General features: G+C 69.2%; 18 protein-coding genes, 1 tRNA gene and 1 pseudogene. 13 read left to right on the top strand and 7 right to left on the bottom strand.

The features are described from left to right. Positions 1–218: pseudogene (locus tag FPZ61_RS12545) on the top strand (transposase); the annotation flags it as partial. Between the two features lie 71 nt (positions 219–289). Beyond that, positions 290–451 (top strand): transposase, encoded by a 162-nt coding sequence (locus FPZ61_RS12540; RefSeq protein ID WP_370593449.1) that lies wholly within the window; start codon positions 290–292, stop codon positions 449–451. Between the two features lie 231 nt (positions 452–682). On the opposite strand, the gene FPZ61_RS12535 is transcribed toward FPZ61_RS12540, so the two are convergent. Further along, the gene (locus tag FPZ61_RS12535; protein ID WP_185466923.1) at positions 683–1408 is read right to left on the bottom strand and encodes a response regulator transcription factor; all 726 of its coding nucleotides are present in this window, start codon (positions 1406–1408) and stop codon (positions 683–685) included. Between the two features lie 642 nt (positions 1409–2050). On the opposite strand from FPZ61_RS12535, the gene FPZ61_RS12530 reads away from it, so the two are divergent. After that, a complete protein-coding gene (locus FPZ61_RS12530; RefSeq protein WP_370593448.1) occupies positions 2051–2869 on the top strand; it encodes an ABC transporter permease in 819 nt (272 codons plus the stop codon). A 78-nt stretch (positions 2870–2947) separates the two neighbouring features. On the opposite strand, the gene FPZ61_RS12525 is transcribed toward FPZ61_RS12530, so the two are convergent. Next, entirely contained in the window at positions 2948–3382 is a 435-nt protein-coding gene (locus FPZ61_RS12525; protein WP_185466921.1) for a prepilin-type N-terminal cleavage/methylation domain-containing protein, read from the bottom strand. Between the two features lie 202 nt (positions 3383–3584). Between FPZ61_RS12525 and FPZ61_RS12520 the strand changes: the two genes are divergently transcribed. Next, positions 3585–3845 carry a hypothetical protein gene (locus FPZ61_RS12520; protein WP_185474854.1) on the top strand — a complete coding sequence of 87 codons (261 nt, stop codon included), beginning with the start codon at positions 3585–3587 and terminating at the stop codon, positions 3843–3845. A gap of 19 nt (positions 3846–3864) precedes the next feature. Here FPZ61_RS12520 and trmH read toward each other — a convergent pair whose 3' ends face one another. Both trmH and FPZ61_RS12510 read right to left on the bottom strand, forming a co-directional pair. Further along, a complete protein-coding gene (gene trmH / locus FPZ61_RS12515; RefSeq protein WP_185466919.1) occupies positions 3865–4554 on the bottom strand; it encodes a tRNA (guanosine(18)-2'-O)-methyltransferase TrmH in 690 nt (229 codons plus the stop codon). Between the two features lie 32 nt (positions 4555–4586). After that, the gene (locus FPZ61_RS12510) at positions 4587–5699 is read right to left on the bottom strand and encodes a S1C family serine protease (RefSeq protein WP_185474853.1); all 1113 of its coding nucleotides are present in this window, start codon (positions 5697–5699) and stop codon (positions 4587–4589) included. 130 nt (positions 5700–5829) lie between these two features. Between FPZ61_RS12510 and FPZ61_RS12505 the strand changes: the two genes are divergently transcribed. Next, positions 5830–6168 (top strand): MGMT family protein, encoded by a 339-nt coding sequence (locus FPZ61_RS12505; RefSeq protein ID WP_185466917.1) that lies wholly within the window; start codon positions 5830–5832, stop codon positions 6166–6168. Continuing rightward, positions 6165–7535, top strand: coding sequence for a 16S rRNA (cytosine(967)-C(5))-methyltransferase (locus FPZ61_RS12500; RefSeq protein WP_185466916.1), 1371 nt, complete (start codon positions 6165–6167; stop codon positions 7533–7535). Before FPZ61_RS12505 ends, FPZ61_RS12500 begins: the two co-directional genes overlap by 4 nt. 20 nt (positions 7536–7555) lie before the next feature. Here the strand turns inward: FPZ61_RS12500 and FPZ61_RS12495 are convergent, their stop codons facing one another. The 3 genes from FPZ61_RS12495 to FPZ61_RS12485 are packed head-to-tail and all read right to left on the bottom strand — an operon-like array spanning position 7556 to position 10983. Next, positions 7556–9754 carry a PBP1A family penicillin-binding protein gene (locus FPZ61_RS12495; protein ID WP_185474852.1) on the bottom strand — a complete coding sequence of 733 codons (2199 nt, stop codon included), beginning with the start codon at positions 9752–9754 and terminating at the stop codon, positions 7556–7558. Between the two features lie 10 nt (positions 9755–9764). Continuing rightward, the gene (gene chlG, locus FPZ61_RS12490) at positions 9765–10748 is read right to left on the bottom strand and encodes a chlorophyll synthase ChlG (protein WP_185466914.1); all 984 of its coding nucleotides are present in this window, start codon (positions 10746–10748) and stop codon (positions 9765–9767) included. A 1-nt stretch (position 10749) separates the two neighbouring features. Beyond that, positions 10750–10983, bottom strand: a complete 234-nt coding sequence (locus FPZ61_RS12485; protein WP_185466913.1) for a DUF2862 domain-containing protein — start codon at positions 10981–10983, stop codon at positions 10750–10752. A 45-nt stretch (positions 10984–11028) separates the two neighbouring features. Here FPZ61_RS12485 and hisF point away from each other — a divergent pair, with 45 nt between their 5' ends. The 7 genes from hisF to FPZ61_RS12450 all read left to right on the top strand — a co-directional run bounded on the left by hisF (position 11029) and on the right by FPZ61_RS12450 (position 16399). Further along, positions 11029–11838 carry an imidazole glycerol phosphate synthase subunit HisF gene (gene hisF / locus FPZ61_RS12480; RefSeq protein ID WP_185466912.1) on the top strand — a complete coding sequence of 270 codons (810 nt, stop codon included), beginning with the start codon at positions 11029–11031 and terminating at the stop codon, positions 11836–11838. Positions 11839–11879: 41 nt separating this feature from the next. Next, positions 11880–12224: a hypothetical protein gene (locus FPZ61_RS12475; protein WP_370593446.1), complete on the top strand. Its 345-nt coding sequence runs from the start codon at positions 11880–11882 to the stop codon at positions 12222–12224. 24 nt (positions 12225–12248) lie between these two features. Further along, entirely contained in the window at positions 12249–12962 is a 714-nt protein-coding gene (ubiE, locus tag FPZ61_RS12470; RefSeq protein ID WP_185466928.1) for a bifunctional demethylmenaquinone methyltransferase/2-methoxy-6-polyprenyl-1,4-benzoquinol methylase UbiE, read from the top strand. A gap of 75 nt (positions 12963–13037) precedes the next feature. Then, complete coding sequence (glyQ, locus tag FPZ61_RS12465) at positions 13038–13943, top strand: glycine--tRNA ligase subunit alpha (RefSeq protein WP_185466911.1); 906 nt, start codon at positions 13038–13040, stop codon at positions 13941–13943. Next, positions 13940–14119, top strand: a complete 180-nt coding sequence (locus tag FPZ61_RS12460) for a hypothetical protein (RefSeq protein ID WP_185466910.1) — start codon at positions 13940–13942, stop codon at positions 14117–14119. The genes glyQ and FPZ61_RS12460 overlap by 4 nt, the downstream gene beginning before the upstream one ends. 50 nt (positions 14120–14169) lie before the next feature. Continuing rightward, positions 14170–16239 carry a ComEC/Rec2 family competence protein gene (locus tag FPZ61_RS12455; protein WP_185466909.1) on the top strand — a complete coding sequence of 690 codons (2070 nt, stop codon included), beginning with the start codon at positions 14170–14172 and terminating at the stop codon, positions 16237–16239. Positions 16240–16314: 75 nt separating this feature from the next. Then, positions 16315–16399, top strand: a tRNA-Ser gene (locus FPZ61_RS12450). The last annotated feature ends 141 nt before the right edge of the window (positions 16400–16540 follow it).

Raw genomic sequence — 16540 nt, 5'->3', positions numbered from 1 at the left:
CCGAGCCCCAGCTCAGGGCCAAGACGCTGCTGGAGCGGCTGATCGATCACAACCCGGAGCGCTACAGCCCACGCCACCTGCGCACCCTGCAGCGGCGCCTGCGCGGTTACCGGCTGCAATGGATCGAAAACGAGATGGCCGCTCTGGCGGTGGCCGGGCCTCCAAGCCTGCAGGAAGGTGAAAGCGTGCAGAAGCCAGTGTTACCAGGCGTCAATTGAAATGGGTAACAAGTTGTTGATGCAAAGCGCCCCTCAACCAGATTTTCGCCGGATAGACCGCCAAGGCTCACATCCGGGCCAAGGTGGAACATCCTTTCCGGGCGATCAAGCAGCAGTTCGGCTTTCAGAAGTCCCGGCTGCGGGGCATGACCAGGAATCGGTGCAAGGTGAATGTGCTGGCCGCACTGACGAACCTGTTCTTGGCCCTCCGCCAACTGCTGCTGACAAGCTGAACTAGGGATCGGTGTGCACTTAGGGCACCGAACAGGGCAGAAAACAGTGCAGAATTATGTTGGAATCAGCCGTAATTGACTATTTTAAGCCTCTCTACCCATAGATGTGCTCATTTTGGACATCGTGCCGCTGTTGGTGCCTGCACGGACGACGTTGCCCAGGGCTCCCCAAGCAATCTCCAGGGCTCGGAGTTGGTTGTGATGAGTAAAGGTCTGTTGGGATTGGTTGTGTCACTCTTTCACTAACCCTTCTTTGAGCATGAAGCCCACGCCGCGTACCGTCTTGATCAGGGTGGGCAAGCCTGGAAGCTCGATCTTCTTGCGCAGGTAGCGGATGTACACATCGAGCAGGTTGGCGTCGCCCACGAATGGCTCGCCCCACACGCTGTGCAGCAGCGCTTGCCGCTCTTTCACCCGTTGGGGTTCCCTGAGCAGGGCCAGCAGAAGGTCGTACTCCCTGACCGTGAGCTTGATCGGTGAGCCGCCGCGGCTCACCTCATGGCTGGCGGTGTTCACCTCCAGGTCGGCAAAGGTGAGCACGTCGCCCTCACTGGCGGCGTTGCCGTTGCGCCGCAACCGTGCCCGCACCCGGGCGAGCAGCTCCTCGATCGAGAACGGTTTGGTAAGGTAGTCGTCTGCACCGGCATCGAGGGCCTCTACCCTTTCGGCCACGGCATCGCGGGCGGTAAGCATCAGCACCGGGGTGGACATCGCACTGGCCCGCAGACGCCGGCACACCTCCACACCGCTGAAATCGGGCAGGGTCCAGTCGAGCAACACCAGATCCCAGGCGGCTTCCCGCAGGCGGATCAGTGCCTGCTGACCCATGCCCACCGCTTCCACCGCATAGCCTTCAACCGCCAATTCACCGGTGAGGAAGCGGCGCAACTCTGGGTCGTCGTCGACGATCAGCACCCGGTGCTGCTGGGGCCTGGGAGTGATCGGTTGAGGGGTCATCCGGGGGCCTCGATCGCTGAATTGCAGCCAAGCTTCAGCGCTTCGGTCACAGCCAGGCGCTGCTCATGTGGGGTCGGCAGGTGGAACTGGCCCCTCTTCATCAAAGGCTTCCGCAGCGAAGGTTTGCAGCTGCCGCAGATCTGCTCCCTGTGCATTCTCCGCTAGAGCGGCAAGTTCCTGTCAATCATGCCGCCGCCGCGAGCGAAAAGCATGCTGCACGATCCAGGCTTGAAAATCTTCCGGGAAGGCGGACTCCAGCCCAGGCCTGAGTCCAGCGAGCCAGGCAGGGAAGGGGGTCTTGCAACGGCGCGGGGCCATCCAGCCACATCTGCTCCGCGTTGGGATGGGCCGCGAGCAGGTTGATCAGCCGGTGGCTATCCGCCCAAGGCAGGCGGTTGCCGCGTGCACAGCTCAGGATGCTCCAACCAAGTCAGTGGTGTGCTCCCAGATCTTGATCAAGCCTTGCTCCTTTGGGCTGATCAGCGGCGGGTATCGGAGAAACGCTGAACCAGGCGCATGTCGGCTTCATTCGATCCACTCCTGCCCCAGACTGAGCCCGTCCCAGCCCTCCGACGCTCGATGACCACCCCGCCGAGTCCTGGGCTGCTGAGCCGCTGGCGGCCCACCAACCTCTCCGGCCGAATGGCCCGCTGGGGGCTGGTGATCGTGCTGATCTACGGGCTGATCGCCCTGATCACCCCGCTGATGATTCACCTGGGGCTGCTGGCGGATCCCAATGCCGGCCTCGACAATCCCATCTACGCCACCCCGTCGCTGCAACACTGGTGCGGCACCGACAGGCTGGGGCGCGACGTGTGTGTGCGCACCCTCTCCGGCGTCGGCGTGGCGCTGCAGGTGGTGCTGCTGGCGCTGGTGGTGGCCCTGGTGATCGGTGTGCCCCTGGGCATGCTCAGCGGTTACCTGGGCGGCTGGTTCGACCGGGTGCTGGTGCTGCTGATGGACACGCTCTACACCCTGCCGGTGCTGCTGCTCTCGGTGGTGCTGGCCTTCCTGCTCGGGAGGGGCCTGCCCAATGCGGCCGCTGCTCTCTGCGTGGTCTACATCCCGCAGTACTTCCGGGTGGTGCGCAACCAGACGGCCCAGGTGAAGGCCGAGCTCTACGTGGAGGCCGCCCGCACCCTGGGGGCCAGGCCGCTCTGGATCCTGCGCCGCTACCTGTTCCGCAACGTGATCACCTCGGTGCCGGTGCTGCTCACCCTCAATGCCGCCGATGCGGTGCTGGTGCTGGGGGGGCTGGGCTTCCTCGGTCTTGGCCTGCCGGAAACGATCCCCGAATGGGGTGGCGACCTCCAGCAGGCCCTCACCGCGCTGCCCACCGGCATCTGGTGGACCGCCCTCTACCCCGGCCTGGCCATGTTCGTGCTGGTGCTGGGGCTCTCCTTCCTGGGGGAAGGCCTGGAGGCCTGGGTGAGCGGGGGGGATCGAGGGCGAGGATCTTGATGGAGTAGCAGGATCGAAGCCGGGCAAGTTGAACGCTCACTCGTGATCGATTCGTTTGATCAATCGTGAGTGCAGGGTTCAGCGGAATCTGCAGCCAATGGTTCCGCTTGCATCAACAGTGATCGTTGCTCTGCTGTCGGTTGCAACGGAACGGTTGTCAAGACAGCGCATGCCCGCAGGGCCCGCTGTCCACCTGGCGATCCAGGTCCCTCCAAGGGCGGACCTGCAGGGGACCGGGTTGGAAACGCGCCGCAGCGCAGGGGGATTGGGCGGGACGCCAGCCTTGGTTTCATTGAACTCCGCGCATTTTCTGGCCAAACTGAGCGCCTCTCCAATGGCCGCTCGGGCCTTGTTCTCGTTCCGCACCTTCAGGTATGTCGGAAGAGCCGCCACTGAAACGATGCCGATCACAGCCACCAGGATGATCAGCTGCACCAAGGTGTAGCCCTTGGCGATGGCGTTGGCCCCGGGTTCACGCCTGTGAAGCTGCCGGAAGATGGCCTGCTGGATCATGGCTCGAATGGCTGCCGCAGAACAGAGAACGCCATTCAACGCCATTCGTGATCGGATCCAATCAGGTCGGATTCCAGGAGGGCTTCAGGATTTTGGGTGATGTGTCGTTGCTGGTGTCGTTGCTGGTTTGCTGGCAATCCGGCCGCTGCCTGCTCCCTCGCCCTCTGCCTGGCCAGAATGGATGGGACAGATCCACTCCTTGATGCCCCTCTGGGTCACCCTCTCCCTGCTGAGCGCCTCCGTGCTGCTCTGGTTGCTGGGCAGCGCCAATGGCGACGACGTGATCGGCCTGCTGGAGCGTCTGATCGCCCTCGGTGCCCTGGCGGTGGTGCTGCTGGTGGCACGGCCGCTGCCGCTCGAGATCCTCGGGGTGGGCCTGGCCCTCTGGTTGCCCCGGGCCCACAGCGGCCAGGCGGCGCCGCCCCTGCCCAACCGCAACGACGTGCTGATCCCCTTCCTCTGAGCTCGCTCGGGGCTGGGGCTCAGCAGCGCAGTTTCAGGGTGCGCGGCAGGTCCTCGCTGATCTCTCCCTCTGCTGTGAGCGCTGGATAGGGGCGCCCCTGGCGCCGGCACCAGTCGGCCACCTGGGGGTAGGCCCACTCGAACAGCAGGCTGTCCCGTGCTCCCGGCGGCAGCCCCTCGCCCGCGTCGGGCACCAGGCCGGCCGCCTGGCGCTGCCGCAACGCCTCGAACAGCAGCACCGCCGCCGCCACCGACACATTCAGCGACTGCACCATGCCGCCGGTGGGGATGAACAGGGCCTGATCCACCATCGCCGCCGCCGCCTCGCTCAGGCCCCACTTCTCCGCCCCCAGCACGAAGGCCGTGGGGCCGCGGAAGTCGCACTGGCGATAGTCCACGGCGCTGGTGCCCAGGTGGGTGCCGTAGAGCTTGAAGCCCTCCCGCTTCAGCTGGCCCAGGGCCTCCTCCACCGTGTTGTGAGAGCGCAGGGGCACCCATTTCTGGCTGCCCTGGGCGGTGTTGTTGAACGTGCGCGGCCGCCCCTGCAGGCTCACCACATGGGCTTCGAGCACCCCCACCGCATCGCAGCTGCGCAGGATCGCCGAGAGGTTGTGGGGCTTGTCCACCGCCTCCAGCACCACGCTGAGATCGGCCATGCGCCGATCCAGCACGGCGCGGATCCGCTCGAAGCGGCGAGGCAGCAGGGGCATGGGCGCAGCGGGGGATCCGCTCGGATCTCCGCTCAGTTCAGCACCGGATTGAGCCCCGGGATGAAGGCCAGGCTGTCGCCGCTGCTGCGCACCGCCACGCCCCCCTGGAGGCGGCGGAAGGTGCCCGCCTCCTCCAGGGCCCGTCCACTGCCGTCTTCAGCGCGGATCGCCACCCGCCCATTGCGGAAGAAGGCATAGGCGTTGCGGGAGCCATCGGCCCAGGCCAGGTCGTAGAGGGTGCCGCCGTTGCGGCCGCTCACGCGGCTGACGCGGCAGGGCATCTGCGCCTCGCTGCGCCCTGGGGCGCGGAACAGGCAGAGCGCCTCCTTCTTCGGGTTCAGATCACGCCGGCTCGGAAGCTGTGCCGTGGCTTCGCTCGGCAGCTTGTCCAGGAACTCGCGCACCACCTTTGACGACACCGCGAAATTCAGCCCCTCGCTGTTGCCGAACTTGAAGGTGGCGATGCCCGCCACGCAGTTGCCCGCATCCAGCACAGGCCCGCCGGAATTGCCCGGGTTCACCGCCGCGTCGATCTGCAGGATCTGCTCGTCGCTGCGCAGGCTGCTCACCACACCGCGGCTGAGGCTGAACTCCAGCCCCTTCGGGGCTCCGATCACGAACACCTCCTGCCCCACGGCCGAGGCCTGATCGCGCATGCGCAGCACCTTGCCGCGCTGGCCCTCCACCGCCAGCAGCGCCAGGTCGCTGGTGGGCGTCCGGCCCGATCCGCGCGCCACCACCCGGGCCCGGTCGCTGCTTCCATCCACCCACTTCAGCCGCACCACATCACTGCCGTTGACCACGTGGGCATTGGTGGCCAGGTAGGTCATGCCGTTCTGGTGAGCCACCACGAAGGCGCTGCCCAGGCTGCTGCCGCTCGAGACCACCGCCACCCCGTCCCGGGCCGAGCGGAACACCTCCTCGGCGCTCTGCTGGCCCGTGGCGCAGACGCGGGGCTCGGTGGCCTCCGCGGCCTCTCCGGTTTCGGGTGCCGGCAGCGTGGCGGCGGCCGCCTGGGTCGCGGGCGCCTCGGCGGTGGCGCGCACCAGGCCGCAGCCCGAGAGCGTGAGAGCCAGACCTGCGGCCCCTAATTTCAGCCCCCAGGCGGCGCGGCTGATCCTGCTGCTGCTTCTGCTGCTGTGCATCGTGAAAACCCTGTGGGGGTCGAAAGAGTTGTGAGTTCCGTTCTATGGCCGTGATTCGTCGCTTTCGACCGGCTTTCCGCCAGCGCTGATGACAGGATCTTCCCGACGCTCCTTCCGGTCAGCCCTTGTCATGGTTGATGGCTCCCCCGGCTTCGATCAGCGGGTTTGGGCGGCGGTGTCGCTCGTTCCCGCAGGCCGGCTGGCCACCTATGGCCAGATCGCCGACTGGATCGGTGCCTATGGCTGCGCCCGGCAGGTGGGCTGGGCCCTGCGCCGCCTGCCCCTGCCCTCCGACGTGCCCTGGCACCGGATCGTCAATGCCCGCGGTTGCATCAGCCTCAGCCCCTCGCGCGAAGGCAGCGACTGGATGCAGCGCCAGCTGCTGATCGGTGAGGGTATTCCAGTGGATGAGCAGGGCCGCCTGCCCCTGCGGCGCTATCTCTGGAGGCCGCCGCTTCCCGCCGTTTGAGCGCCACCCCCGCCGCCTCAGCAACGCCGGTCCCAGACCCCGCCGCCATCGGGCTCGAGGCCCGGCGGGTGGCCTGGCGGGTGCTGCAGGCCGTGGCGGCCGGCGCCTACACCGACCTGGCCCTGGAGCGGGAGCTGCGCCGCTCCCCCCTGGCCCCCGCTGATCGCGGTCTGGCCACGGAGCTGGCCTGCGGCGCCATCCGGCAGCGGGCCCTGCTCGATGGCTGGATCGATGCCCTCGGCAAGGTGCGCGCCGAGCGTCAGCCGCCGCCCCTGCGCTGGTTGCTTCACCTCGGTCTCTACCAGCTGCTGTTCACGGCCCGGGTGCCCCCCTCGGCGGCGGTGAGCACCACGGTGGAGCTGGCCAAGCGCGATGGCCTCGCCCGCCTGGCGCCGGTGGTGAACGGTCTGCTGCGGGCCTGCCTGCGCCGCCGTGAATCCCTCCCCCAGGGTGCCGCCCCCTGGGAGCCGCTGCCGCTTCCTGCCGATCCCGCCGCCTCCCTGGCCCTGCGCGGCTCCCTGCCCCACTGGCTGGCCACGGGGCTGCTGGAGTGGCTGCCCACCAACGGGGCCGAGGCCTTTGCCCGGGCGGCCAACCAGCCGCCACCCCTCGATCTGCGGGTGAACCGCCTGCGCGCCAGCCGTGAGGGGGTGATCGAGGCCCTTGCCGCCGCCGGCGTCAGCGCCGAACCTCTGCCCGGCCTGCCCTGGGGCCTCTGCCTCGGCGGTCGCAGCGGCGATCTGCGCGCCCTGCCCGGCTACGCCGAGGGTCACTGGAGCGTGCAGGACCGCACCGCCCAGACGATCGCACCCCTGCTCGACCCCCAGCCGGGGGAGCGTCTGCTCGATGCCTGCGCCGCCCCGGGCGGGAAGAGCACCCACCTGGCCGAACTGATCGGGGATGCCGGCACCGTGCTGGCGGTGGATCGCTCTGAAGGCCGCCTGCGTCGCCTGCGCGAGAACGCCAGCCGCCTGGGGCTGAGCGCGATCGAGCCGCTCACCGCCGATGCCGCCATCCCCGGCGCCATCGGGGGGCCGCCCTTTGATCGCATCCTGCTCGACGCCCCCTGCTCCGGCCTGGGCACCCTGGCGCGCCACCCCGATGGCCGCTGGCGGATCACCCCCGCGGCCATCACCGAGCTGACGGCCCTCCAGGGCACCCTGCTGGAGGCGATGCGGCCGCTGCTGGTACCAGGTGGCCGGCTGGTGTATGCCACCTGCACGGTGCACCCCAGCGAGAACGGTGCCCTGATCGCCGCCTTCCTCGCGCAACACCCAGGCTGGCGCCTGCTGTGGCAGCAGCAACACTGGCCCGGCCCGAAGGGCGGGGATGGGTTCTATGCGGCGGGGCTGCAGGCGCCGACCTGAGGCCCTGCCGCCAGGCCGGTTCAGGGAACGGGCGGGGGCGCCACCGGTGCCGGTGGTGCCACGGGCGGCGGTGCCACCGGCGGTGGGGCCACGGGGAAGGAGGGATTGACCGTCGGCGGCGGTGCCACCGGAGGGGGCTGGGTTGGAGCCGGAGCCGGTGCCGGCCGGCGTGGGGCGGGCCGTGCCGGTGTGGGTTCCGGACCCGCTCCCGATTCACGGCCCCGGGGCGGCAGGCTCTGGGGCGGCTCCTCCGGCAGATCGGGCAGGGCCGGCAGGTCCGACTCGCGATCCGTCGGTGGCGGGAGCTGAGCCGGCTCCGGCTGCGAGCGGTCTTCGCCGGGGGTGGGCAGGTTGCTGGGCCGCCCAGGCTGGGCAGTGGATTTGGCGGGCTTGGTGGGCTTGAAGGTTCCGGTGAGCACCGGCTTGGGCGGGAACTGACGCACCGGCAGGTCCTTGACCACCACCGCCATGTAACGGCCCCAGGCCGCGGCGGCGGAGCCGCTGTCGCTCTTGGTCTTGCGGTTGTTGTCGTAACCCAGCCAGATGCCGGTGGTGAGCTGGGGAATGCCGCCGATGAACCAGAGGTCGCGTGCACCCTCCGAGGTGCCGGTCTTGCCTGCCACCGGCCGGTTTCGCAAGGAGGCTGCACCGCCGGTGCCGCCGGTCACCACCCGCTGCAGCATCCACACCATCGCATCGGCGATGTTGCTGTCCACCGCCCGCCGGCCCTTGTCGCCATCGATGCGGCGGCTCCAGAGCAGCTCCCCATTGGGCCCGCTGATCTCCTCGAACGGGGTGGCCGGCACGAAGACGCCGCGGTTGATCACCGCGGCGTAGGCCGTGGTCATGTCCAGCACGGTCTGCTCGTAGGCGCCGAGGGCCATCGGGTAGAAGCGTCCGAGCTCCCGGGTGATGCCCAGGCTCTGGGCCGTGGCGATCACCTTGTCGAAGCCCACCTGCTGCAGCAGGCTCACCGCCACGATGTTCAGCGAGTTCTGCAGCGCCGTGGCCAGCGACACCCGCCCCAGGTAGCGGTCACCGAAGTTCTTGGGGCAGTAGCCGGCAAAGCAGCGCTTGGCGTCCAGGATCGTGGTTTCCGGCTTCATGCCGGCCTTCAGGGCGGCGAGGTACACGAACAGCTTGAAGGTGGAGCCGGGTGAGCGCAGGGCCTGGGTGGCCCGGTTGAACTGGCTCTTGCCGAAGTCCTTGCCGCCCACCATCGCCCGCACCAGGCCGGTGCCGGGCTCCACGGTCACCAGGGCTCCCTCCAGGCCGCCGTAGGCGCTGGCGTTGATCACCTTCTGTCCCTCCTCCTGCCAGGCCAGGTTGAGGCTGCTGCGGATGGTCAGACCGCCCACCTCCAGCTGCTCCGAACTGAGCACCTTGGGCAGCTCCTGGGCCACCCAGCCGGTGAAGAAGGGGGCACGGCTGTTCCAGTATTTCGGCAGGGCCGGCTTGAGCTGAATGGGCGTGGCCTGGGCATCAGCCAGTTCACCGCTGTCGATGAAGCCGGCCTGCTCCATCCGCTGCAGCACCACACTGCGGCGCTGCCTGGCCAGATCCGGGTTCACCAGGGGTGAATACACCGAAGGAGCCGGTGGCAGTCCCGCGATCAGGGCGGCCTCCGGCAGGGTCAGTTCGTCGGGGGTTTTCGAGAAGTAGATCCAGGCCGCATCGGCGACGCCGTAGGCGCTCGAGCCGAGATACACGTAGTTGAGGTACTGCTCGAGGATCTGCTGCTTGCTCAGCTGCCGCTCCAGCTTTCCGGCCAGGGCCGCTTCCTTCAGCTTCCGGATCAGGGTGCGGTCCTGGCTGAGGAACACCGTGCGCGCCAGCTGCTGCGTGATCGTGCTGGCCCCCTCCTCCACTGAGCCCCGGCTCAGGTTGCGCAGCATCGCCCGGGCGATGCCGGTGGGGTCCACGCCCTTGTGCTGGTAGAAGCGACGGTCTTCGGAGGCGATGAAGGCCTCCTTCACCAGCTCCGGCATCTGGCCAGGGGCCACCTTTTCGCGGGTGGCGGGGCCGAGTTTCTGCAGCACCTCCCCGTCGGCGGAGAGGATCGTGACTGTGCCCGGACGGTTGAAGGTGCTGATCCGGCGGGCGTCGGGCAGCAGGCTGTCCATCCCCTTCACCAGGGTGTTCACCCCGAGCGCCGTGACGCCTCCGGCCGTGAGGGCGAAGGCCGCGACCAGCAGCAAGCGGAGCCGGCGTTTGCTCACAGCAGCAGCCTCACATCGCCATGGTGAGACTGCTGTGGCCGATCGCCAGGGCCGTGACGAGCATGCCCAGCACCAGGAACGGCTGGGCGCTCGCCTGATACTTCACATCGAAGGCCACCGGATCGCGCAGCAGCCAGATGTCCTGGAAGGTGATCTGGGGAATGATCAGCAACACCAGCAGCACCGCCGCGAAGTGCTGGCCGATGGCGATCAGCACCGCCACCATCGCCAGCTGAAACAGATCGATCATGCCGGCGCTGATCCAGCTGGCCCGCTGGATGCCGAACACCACCGGCAGGCTCTGCAGCCCAAGGGCCCGGTCGCCCTCCACGCTCTTGAAATCATTCACGACCGCGATGCCGAGGCCCGCCAGGCTGTAGGCCAGGGTGAGCAGGGCGGTGGTCCAGGTGAGCTGGCCGAACAGCGCCTGACCGGCCCACCAGGGCAGAGCGATGTAGCTCGCCCCGAGGGCGTAGTTGCCCAGCCAGCCGTTCTGCTTGAGCTTCAGCGGCGGGGCGGAGTAGATGTAGCTCACCAGGGAGCCCCCCAGGGCCAGCAGCAGCAGCACCGGCCTGCTGTGGCCGGCCCAGAGATCGAGCCCCCCGGCCACCGCCAGACCCGCGATCAGCAGCACCCAGATCTGCAGCTTCACCTGGGGCAGGGAGATGGCGCCCGAGGGGATCGGTCGGTAGGGCTCGTTGATCGCGTCGATCTCGCGGTCGTAGTAGTCGTTGATGGTCTGGGTGTAGCCGGCCAGCAGCGGGCCGCTCATCACCATGCAGGCCAGGGACGCGCCCAGCTCAGGGAAGGTCCAGTGGAAGTTGCCGGAGGCCGCGGCGCCACAGATCACCCCCCAGATCAGGGGGATCCAGGTGACCGGCTTCATCAGCTGCAGGCGCAGCTTCCAGATGGACGTGGTGCCACTGGCACCCTTCATGCCGAGCAGCTGACGGGCGCCGCCGCCTGTGGTGCTGGGTTCGGGAGCGTCGCTCACATCAGACCGCGGCGATCTCGTCGTCGAAGAACCAGCCGGTGCTGCCGTTGGCCAGCTCCACCACCACGCCGATGCCGCTGCCGTCGGTCATCTTGAAATCACGGACGGTGCCGGTGGCATCGCTCTGCAGCATTTCGACCAGCTCGGCGGGAATCTGATCACGCACCCGGGTGATCCGCACCCTGGAACCGATCTGTACGGCGCTCGAGGGGCCTGAGGTGGCAGCCTGGGACATGACCGGCGCGACTGGATCGAGTGGCGCAACCTTAACAGTGAAGCCATGGTCGCCCGGCGCATCATTCCCTGCCTCGACGTGGCCGATGGCCGGGTTGTCAAAGGCGTCAATTTCGTCGGGTTGCGCGATGCCGGTGATCCCGTGGAGCTGGCCTGCCGCTACGACACGGCCGGCGCCGACGAGCTGGTCTTCCTCGACATCGCCGCCAGCCATGAGGGCCGCCGCACCCTGGTGGATCTGGTGCGGCGCACCGCCGAGGCCGTGACCATCCCGTTCACCGTGGGTGGTGGCATCAGCCGCGTGGAGGGCATCACCGAACTGCTGCGCGCCGGTGCCGACAAGGTGAGCCTCAACTCCTCGGCGGTGGCCCGGCCGGAACTGATCGCCGAGGGCGCCCGCCGCTTCGGCTGCCAGTGCATCGTGGTGGCGATCGACGCCCGCCACCGCGCCGATGGTTCCGGCTGGGATGTGCACGTGAAGGGGGGGCGCCAGAACACCGGCCTCGATGCGGTGGCCTGGGCGCGGCGGGCGGTGGACCTCGGCGCCGGCGAGATCCTGCTTACCTCCATGGATGGCGACGGCACCCAGGCCGGCTATGACCTGGCCCTCACCCGTGCCGTGGCCGAGGCGGTGGAGGTGCCGGTGATCGCTTCCGGTGGCGCCGGCAGCGTCGAGCACATCGCCGCTGCCCTCGAGCAGGGCCAGGCTTCGGCGGCCCTGCTGGCCTCTCTGCTCCACGACGGTGTGCTCACGGTGCAGGGCATCAAGGGCGAGCTCCTGGAGCGGGGCCTGGAGCTCCGGCCCCTGGAGGCCGAATCCATGGCCACGGGGGCTCGCAACGGCTCGTTACATTGATACTCAGGCCGTTAACTGGGCCATCCACCGCATTCCCCGCCGTGCCGGCCCTGCCGCCGCCTCTCTCCACAGTCATCGCCCTGCTGATGGTGGCCCTCGTGGTGGCGATGGTCGCCTGGGCTCTTCAACTGATGCAGTCAGCCAACGACCGCCGAGAGTTCTCGCTGATGCTGGCCGGCTGCATGGTCTGCTCCGCCGCCGTGGGCCTGGCCACCGTGATGGTGCTCACCCTCACCGGTCCGAACCGCACCGCCGCCCGTGCTGTCTGGCTGCCCCAGCCGATCGAGGAACCAGGCGTCAGCCTCGATGCTGTCAACCTGCCCTGGGATGGACCCCTCGATTGCCTGGTGGATCCCAGCCGCTGTCCCGACCTGCGATCCTCCTGAGCGTCCCCCGCTCCCTTGCCGCCATTGAAGCCCGGTGATCCCCAGGCGGTGCGCGAGCTGTTCGAGGCCATCGCCCCCCGCTACGATCAGCTCAACGACTGGCTTTCCCTCGGACTGCATCGGCTCTGGAAGCGCCGGGCGGCCCTCTGGTTGCGGCCCAGACCCGGCCAGCGTCTGATTGATCTCTGCTGTGGCACCGGCGATCTGGCCCTGGTGCTGGCCGCGAAGGTGCGACCTGGCGGCCTGGTGGTCGGCCTCGATGCCGCCAGCGCTCCGCTGCAGGTGGCGGCTGACCGCGCCGCCCGCCAGCCCTGGCTGCCGCTGCAGTGGCGCCAGGGGGATGCCCTGGCCACCGGCCTGCCGCCTGAGTCGTTCGATGGGGCGGTGATGGCCTACGGGCTGCGCAACCTGGCCGATCCGGCTGAGGGGCTGAGGGAACTGCGCCGGCTGCTGCGCCCCGGCGGCCGCGCGGCGGTGCTCGACTTCAACCGCCCCGATCCCAGTGGCCCTGCCGGGGTGGCGGCGGCGGCCTTCCAGCGCCTCTACCTGCGCCGGCTGGTGGTGCCCACGGCCCGCCTGTTCGATCTGCCTGAGCAGTACGCCTACCTCGAGGCCAGCCTGGAGCGCTTCCCCACTGGCGTGGAGCAGGAACGGATGGCGCGCCGGGCGGGTTTCACCGCGGCGCGCCATCGCTCCCTGGCGGCCGGCCAGATGGGCCTGCTGGAGCTGGTGGCCTGAGGCCACGGCGGCGCCCTCACCCGGGGGCAGCCGCACGGGAGAATGCCCGCCGACGGTGGCGACCCCTCCTCCCCCATGCATTTCCAGGACATCATCGCCACCTTGAACCGCTTCTGGGCTGACCAGGGCTGCCTGCTGCTGCAGCCCTACGACACCGAGAAGGGCGCAGGGACGATGAGTCCGCACACGGTGCTGCGGGCGATCGGCCCCGAGCCCTGGGCCGTGGCCTACCCCGAGCCCTGCCGCCGTCCCACCGACGGCCGCTACGGCGACAACCCCAACCGCGCCCAGCACTACTTCCAGTACCAGGTGCTGATCAAGCCCTCCCCCGATGGCATTCAGGAGACCTACCTGGCCTCGCTCGAAGCCCTCGGCATCCGCCAGCGCGACCACGACATCCGCTTCGTGGAGGACAACTGGGAGTCGCCCACCCTCGGCGCCTGGGGGGTGGGCTGGGAGGTGTGGCTCGATGGCATGGAGGTGACCCAGTTCACCTACTTTCAGCAGTGCGGTGGGCTCGACTGCCGGCCCGTGTCGATCGAGATCACCTACGGCCTCGAGCGCCTTGCCATGTATCTCCAGGACGTGGAGAGCATCTGGGAGCTGAGCTGGAACGACCAGCGCAGCTACGGCGACCTCTGGCTGGCCTCGGAGAAGGGCCAGTGCACCTACAACTTCGAGGCCTCCAATCCCGACCGTCTGCAGCAGCTGTTCGCCCTGTACGAGGCGGAAGCCACCGATCTGGTGGCGGCGGGCCTGCCGGCTCCTGCCCTGGATTACGTGCTCAAGTGCAGCCACACCTTCAACCTGCTGGAGGCCCGAGGCGTGATCTCGGTGACCGAGCGCACGGCCACCATCGGCCGCATCCGCTCCCTGGCGCGCCAGGTGGCCGAGGCCTGGCTGCAGGAACGGCAGGCCCTCGGCTTTCCCCTGCTGGGTGAGGCGGCCCGTGAGGCCCTGGTGGCCGAGCCCCTCGGGTGAAACGCACCCTGCTGGCGGTGGTGCTGATGGCCGGCAGTTTCCAGGCCGGCAGGATCACGGAGCGCTCGATCTGGCCCTGCCGGCTGCGGCCGCTGGCGGCCCTTGTGGTTCCGCTGCTTGGTCAGGAGTTGCCCAGTCCCCAGCTCTGTGAGCTGATGCTCAACCTCCCCGGCTGACGACCAGCGGCCGTCGGGCGGGGAACCCTGCTGGTGGTGGCGTTCTTTCCATGCCTGTTCTGGTGGTGTCGCTGGCCCTGGCGGGGCTGGCGCTGGGCACCGTGCCCATGGCGCTCGGCGCCCGGCTCGGACTCCTGCTTCTGCTCAGCGCCGCCGGCTGGTGGCGTGCGAAGCGCCTGGAAGCCAGGACCCTGCCGGCGCTGGCCCTGCTGCTGGTCGCCCCGTCGCTGCTGCTCTGGTCGCTCTGGCGCCAGCCGCACCCCGGCCCCCAGGATCCGGTGCGGTTGCTCCAGGGCGGCAGCGGCCGGGAGCTGGTGCTGCGCGGGCGGCTCGAGAGCGATCCCCGCCTGCGCGGCGACTCCGGCGGATGCTCGGTGCCCCTGCGCCTGGCAGGCGGCCGCACCGAGTTGCTGCTGAAGCCGTGCCCGCCGTTGCGCCAGGGCTGGCTGGTGGAGGCACGGGGAACCCTGCGGCGTCCGGTCTCGGGGCCTCATCCGTTGCTGAGCGGCCCGGCAGAGCGTCTGGCCCGCCGTGGCATCTGGAGCCAGTTGCGCCTGGCCGCCAGCACCGATCTGAAGGTGCTGGCGCGTCCGGCCACCCCCATCGCCGACCTGCGGCGCCGGATGGCCGCCACCCTGATCAAGCAGGGCGGAGAGCGCAGGGGCGGAATTCTGGCGGCCCTCGTGCTCGGCAGTGCCGTGGTGCCCCTGCCGGCGGAGGTGGGCGACAGCTTCCGCGCCGCCGGGCTCTCCCATGCCCTGGCCGCCTCCGGCTTCCATCTCTCGGTGTTGCTCGGGGCGGTGATGGCCCTGGGCCGGAGGCTGCCGCGGCTCCCTCGCTGCTCCCTGGCCGTGGGGGCGTTGCTGCTGTTCCTGCTGCTGGCTGGCCCCCAGCCTTCGGTGGTGCGGGCGGTGCTGATGGGTGGAGTGGCCTTCGCGGTGCTGGAGAGCGGCAGCCGCAGCCGGCCCCTGGGGGTGCTGCTGCTCAGCGTGCTGTTGATGCTGCTGGTGCAGCCCTGGTGGCTGCTGGATGTGGGCTTTCAGCTGTCGGTGGCGGCCACCGCCGGGCTGATCCTCACCGCCCGTCCCCTGGAGGCGGCCCTGGCTCGAGGGCTGCCGGCCTGGGCGGCGGCGGGACTGGCGGTGCCCGTGGCCGCCTCGCTCTGGACCCTGCCGCTGCAGCTGCAGCACTTCGGCATCGTGCCCCTCTACGCGGTGCCGGCCAATCTGGTGGTGGCGCCCCTGCTCACCCCGCTCACCCTCGGCGCCATGGCGACGGCCCTCGCGGCAGTGCTTCTGCCTCCTCTGGTGCCGCTCCTGGCCTGGCCGCTGCTGCCATTGAGCGGCCTGCTGCTGGCGATCACCCGTGGTTTCGCGGCCCTGCCGATGGCCCAGTGGCAGCTGGGTCGCCCCCTGCCGGTGCTGGTGCTGCTGTTCGGTCTCTCGCTGCTGCCCTGGTTGCTGCCGGGTACCGGAGCCTGGCCGCGGCGGCTGGGGGCTGCGGGGCTGGCGCTGATGCTGACCCTGCACCTGGCCCTGCTCGGAGGCGATGCCCTGCTGCTGGTGCACCGCTGGGGCGGTGATCTGCTGGTGGCACGCCACCGGGGCCGCGGTGCCCTGGTCAGTGGTCGTGCCGATGGCCCCAGCTGCGCCGATGCCCGTCGGCTGGCCAGCGGCCTTGGCCTGGCCCGCTACGACTGGATCACCCTGCTCGATCCGGTGGCCCCCGAGGATCCGGCCTGCTGGAGCGCCCAGACCTCGCTGCTGGTCTCAAGCCGTGATGGCGTCAGCACCCTGCAGCCAGGCCAGCGCCTGGAGAGCCCTGGCCTCAGCCTCGCCCCACTCAGTGGTGAGAGCCAGGCCCTGGCCCTCGGCATCGGTCGCCACCGCTGGTGGCTGCTGCCCGACGCCCAGTCGCTCGAGAGCTGGGGCCATCGCCACCAGCCCGGGCCTGAGCCGCTGGCGGGGGTCTGGCTGGGCTTTCGCCCCAACCGGCGCCAGCAGCAGGTGCTGAGTGCCGCCGCCCCCCGCCGCGTGTGGCTGAGTGGCTCAGCCCCTGAGCTGCCCCGGGGCTGGAGCGCCAGCGGGGCGAGTGGATCGCTGCAGGGAGCCGCCGGCTGATGGTTCCGTGCAGGTGAATCCGTAGAGTGAGCCCGGTTGATCCACCGGTGTCTGCGGGCACGGGAGGTTGGCCCTGGAGAGGTGGCTGAGTGGTCGAAAGCGAACGACTCGAAATCGTTTGAAGGGCAACCTTCCGTGGGTTCGAATCCCACCCTCTCCGTTGAATACAACCCAACAGGCTGAGCCCAGAGAGAGGGGATCGCAATCGCCAGAATGCTCGGCGGGTCCTCTTCGAGTAGTTTTTTTAGACTCCTTCCTTTTCGTCAAGGCGCTGTGACGCCAAGGAGTGCGCAAGGGCGTC

This window comes from Synechococcus sp. BSA11S (assembly GCF_014224355.1).
In the GTDB taxonomy this organism is placed as follows: Bacteria; Cyanobacteriota; Cyanobacteriia; order PCC-6307; family Cyanobiaceae; genus Regnicoccus_A.
This window is presented reverse-complemented; position numbering and strand designations above follow the sequence as displayed.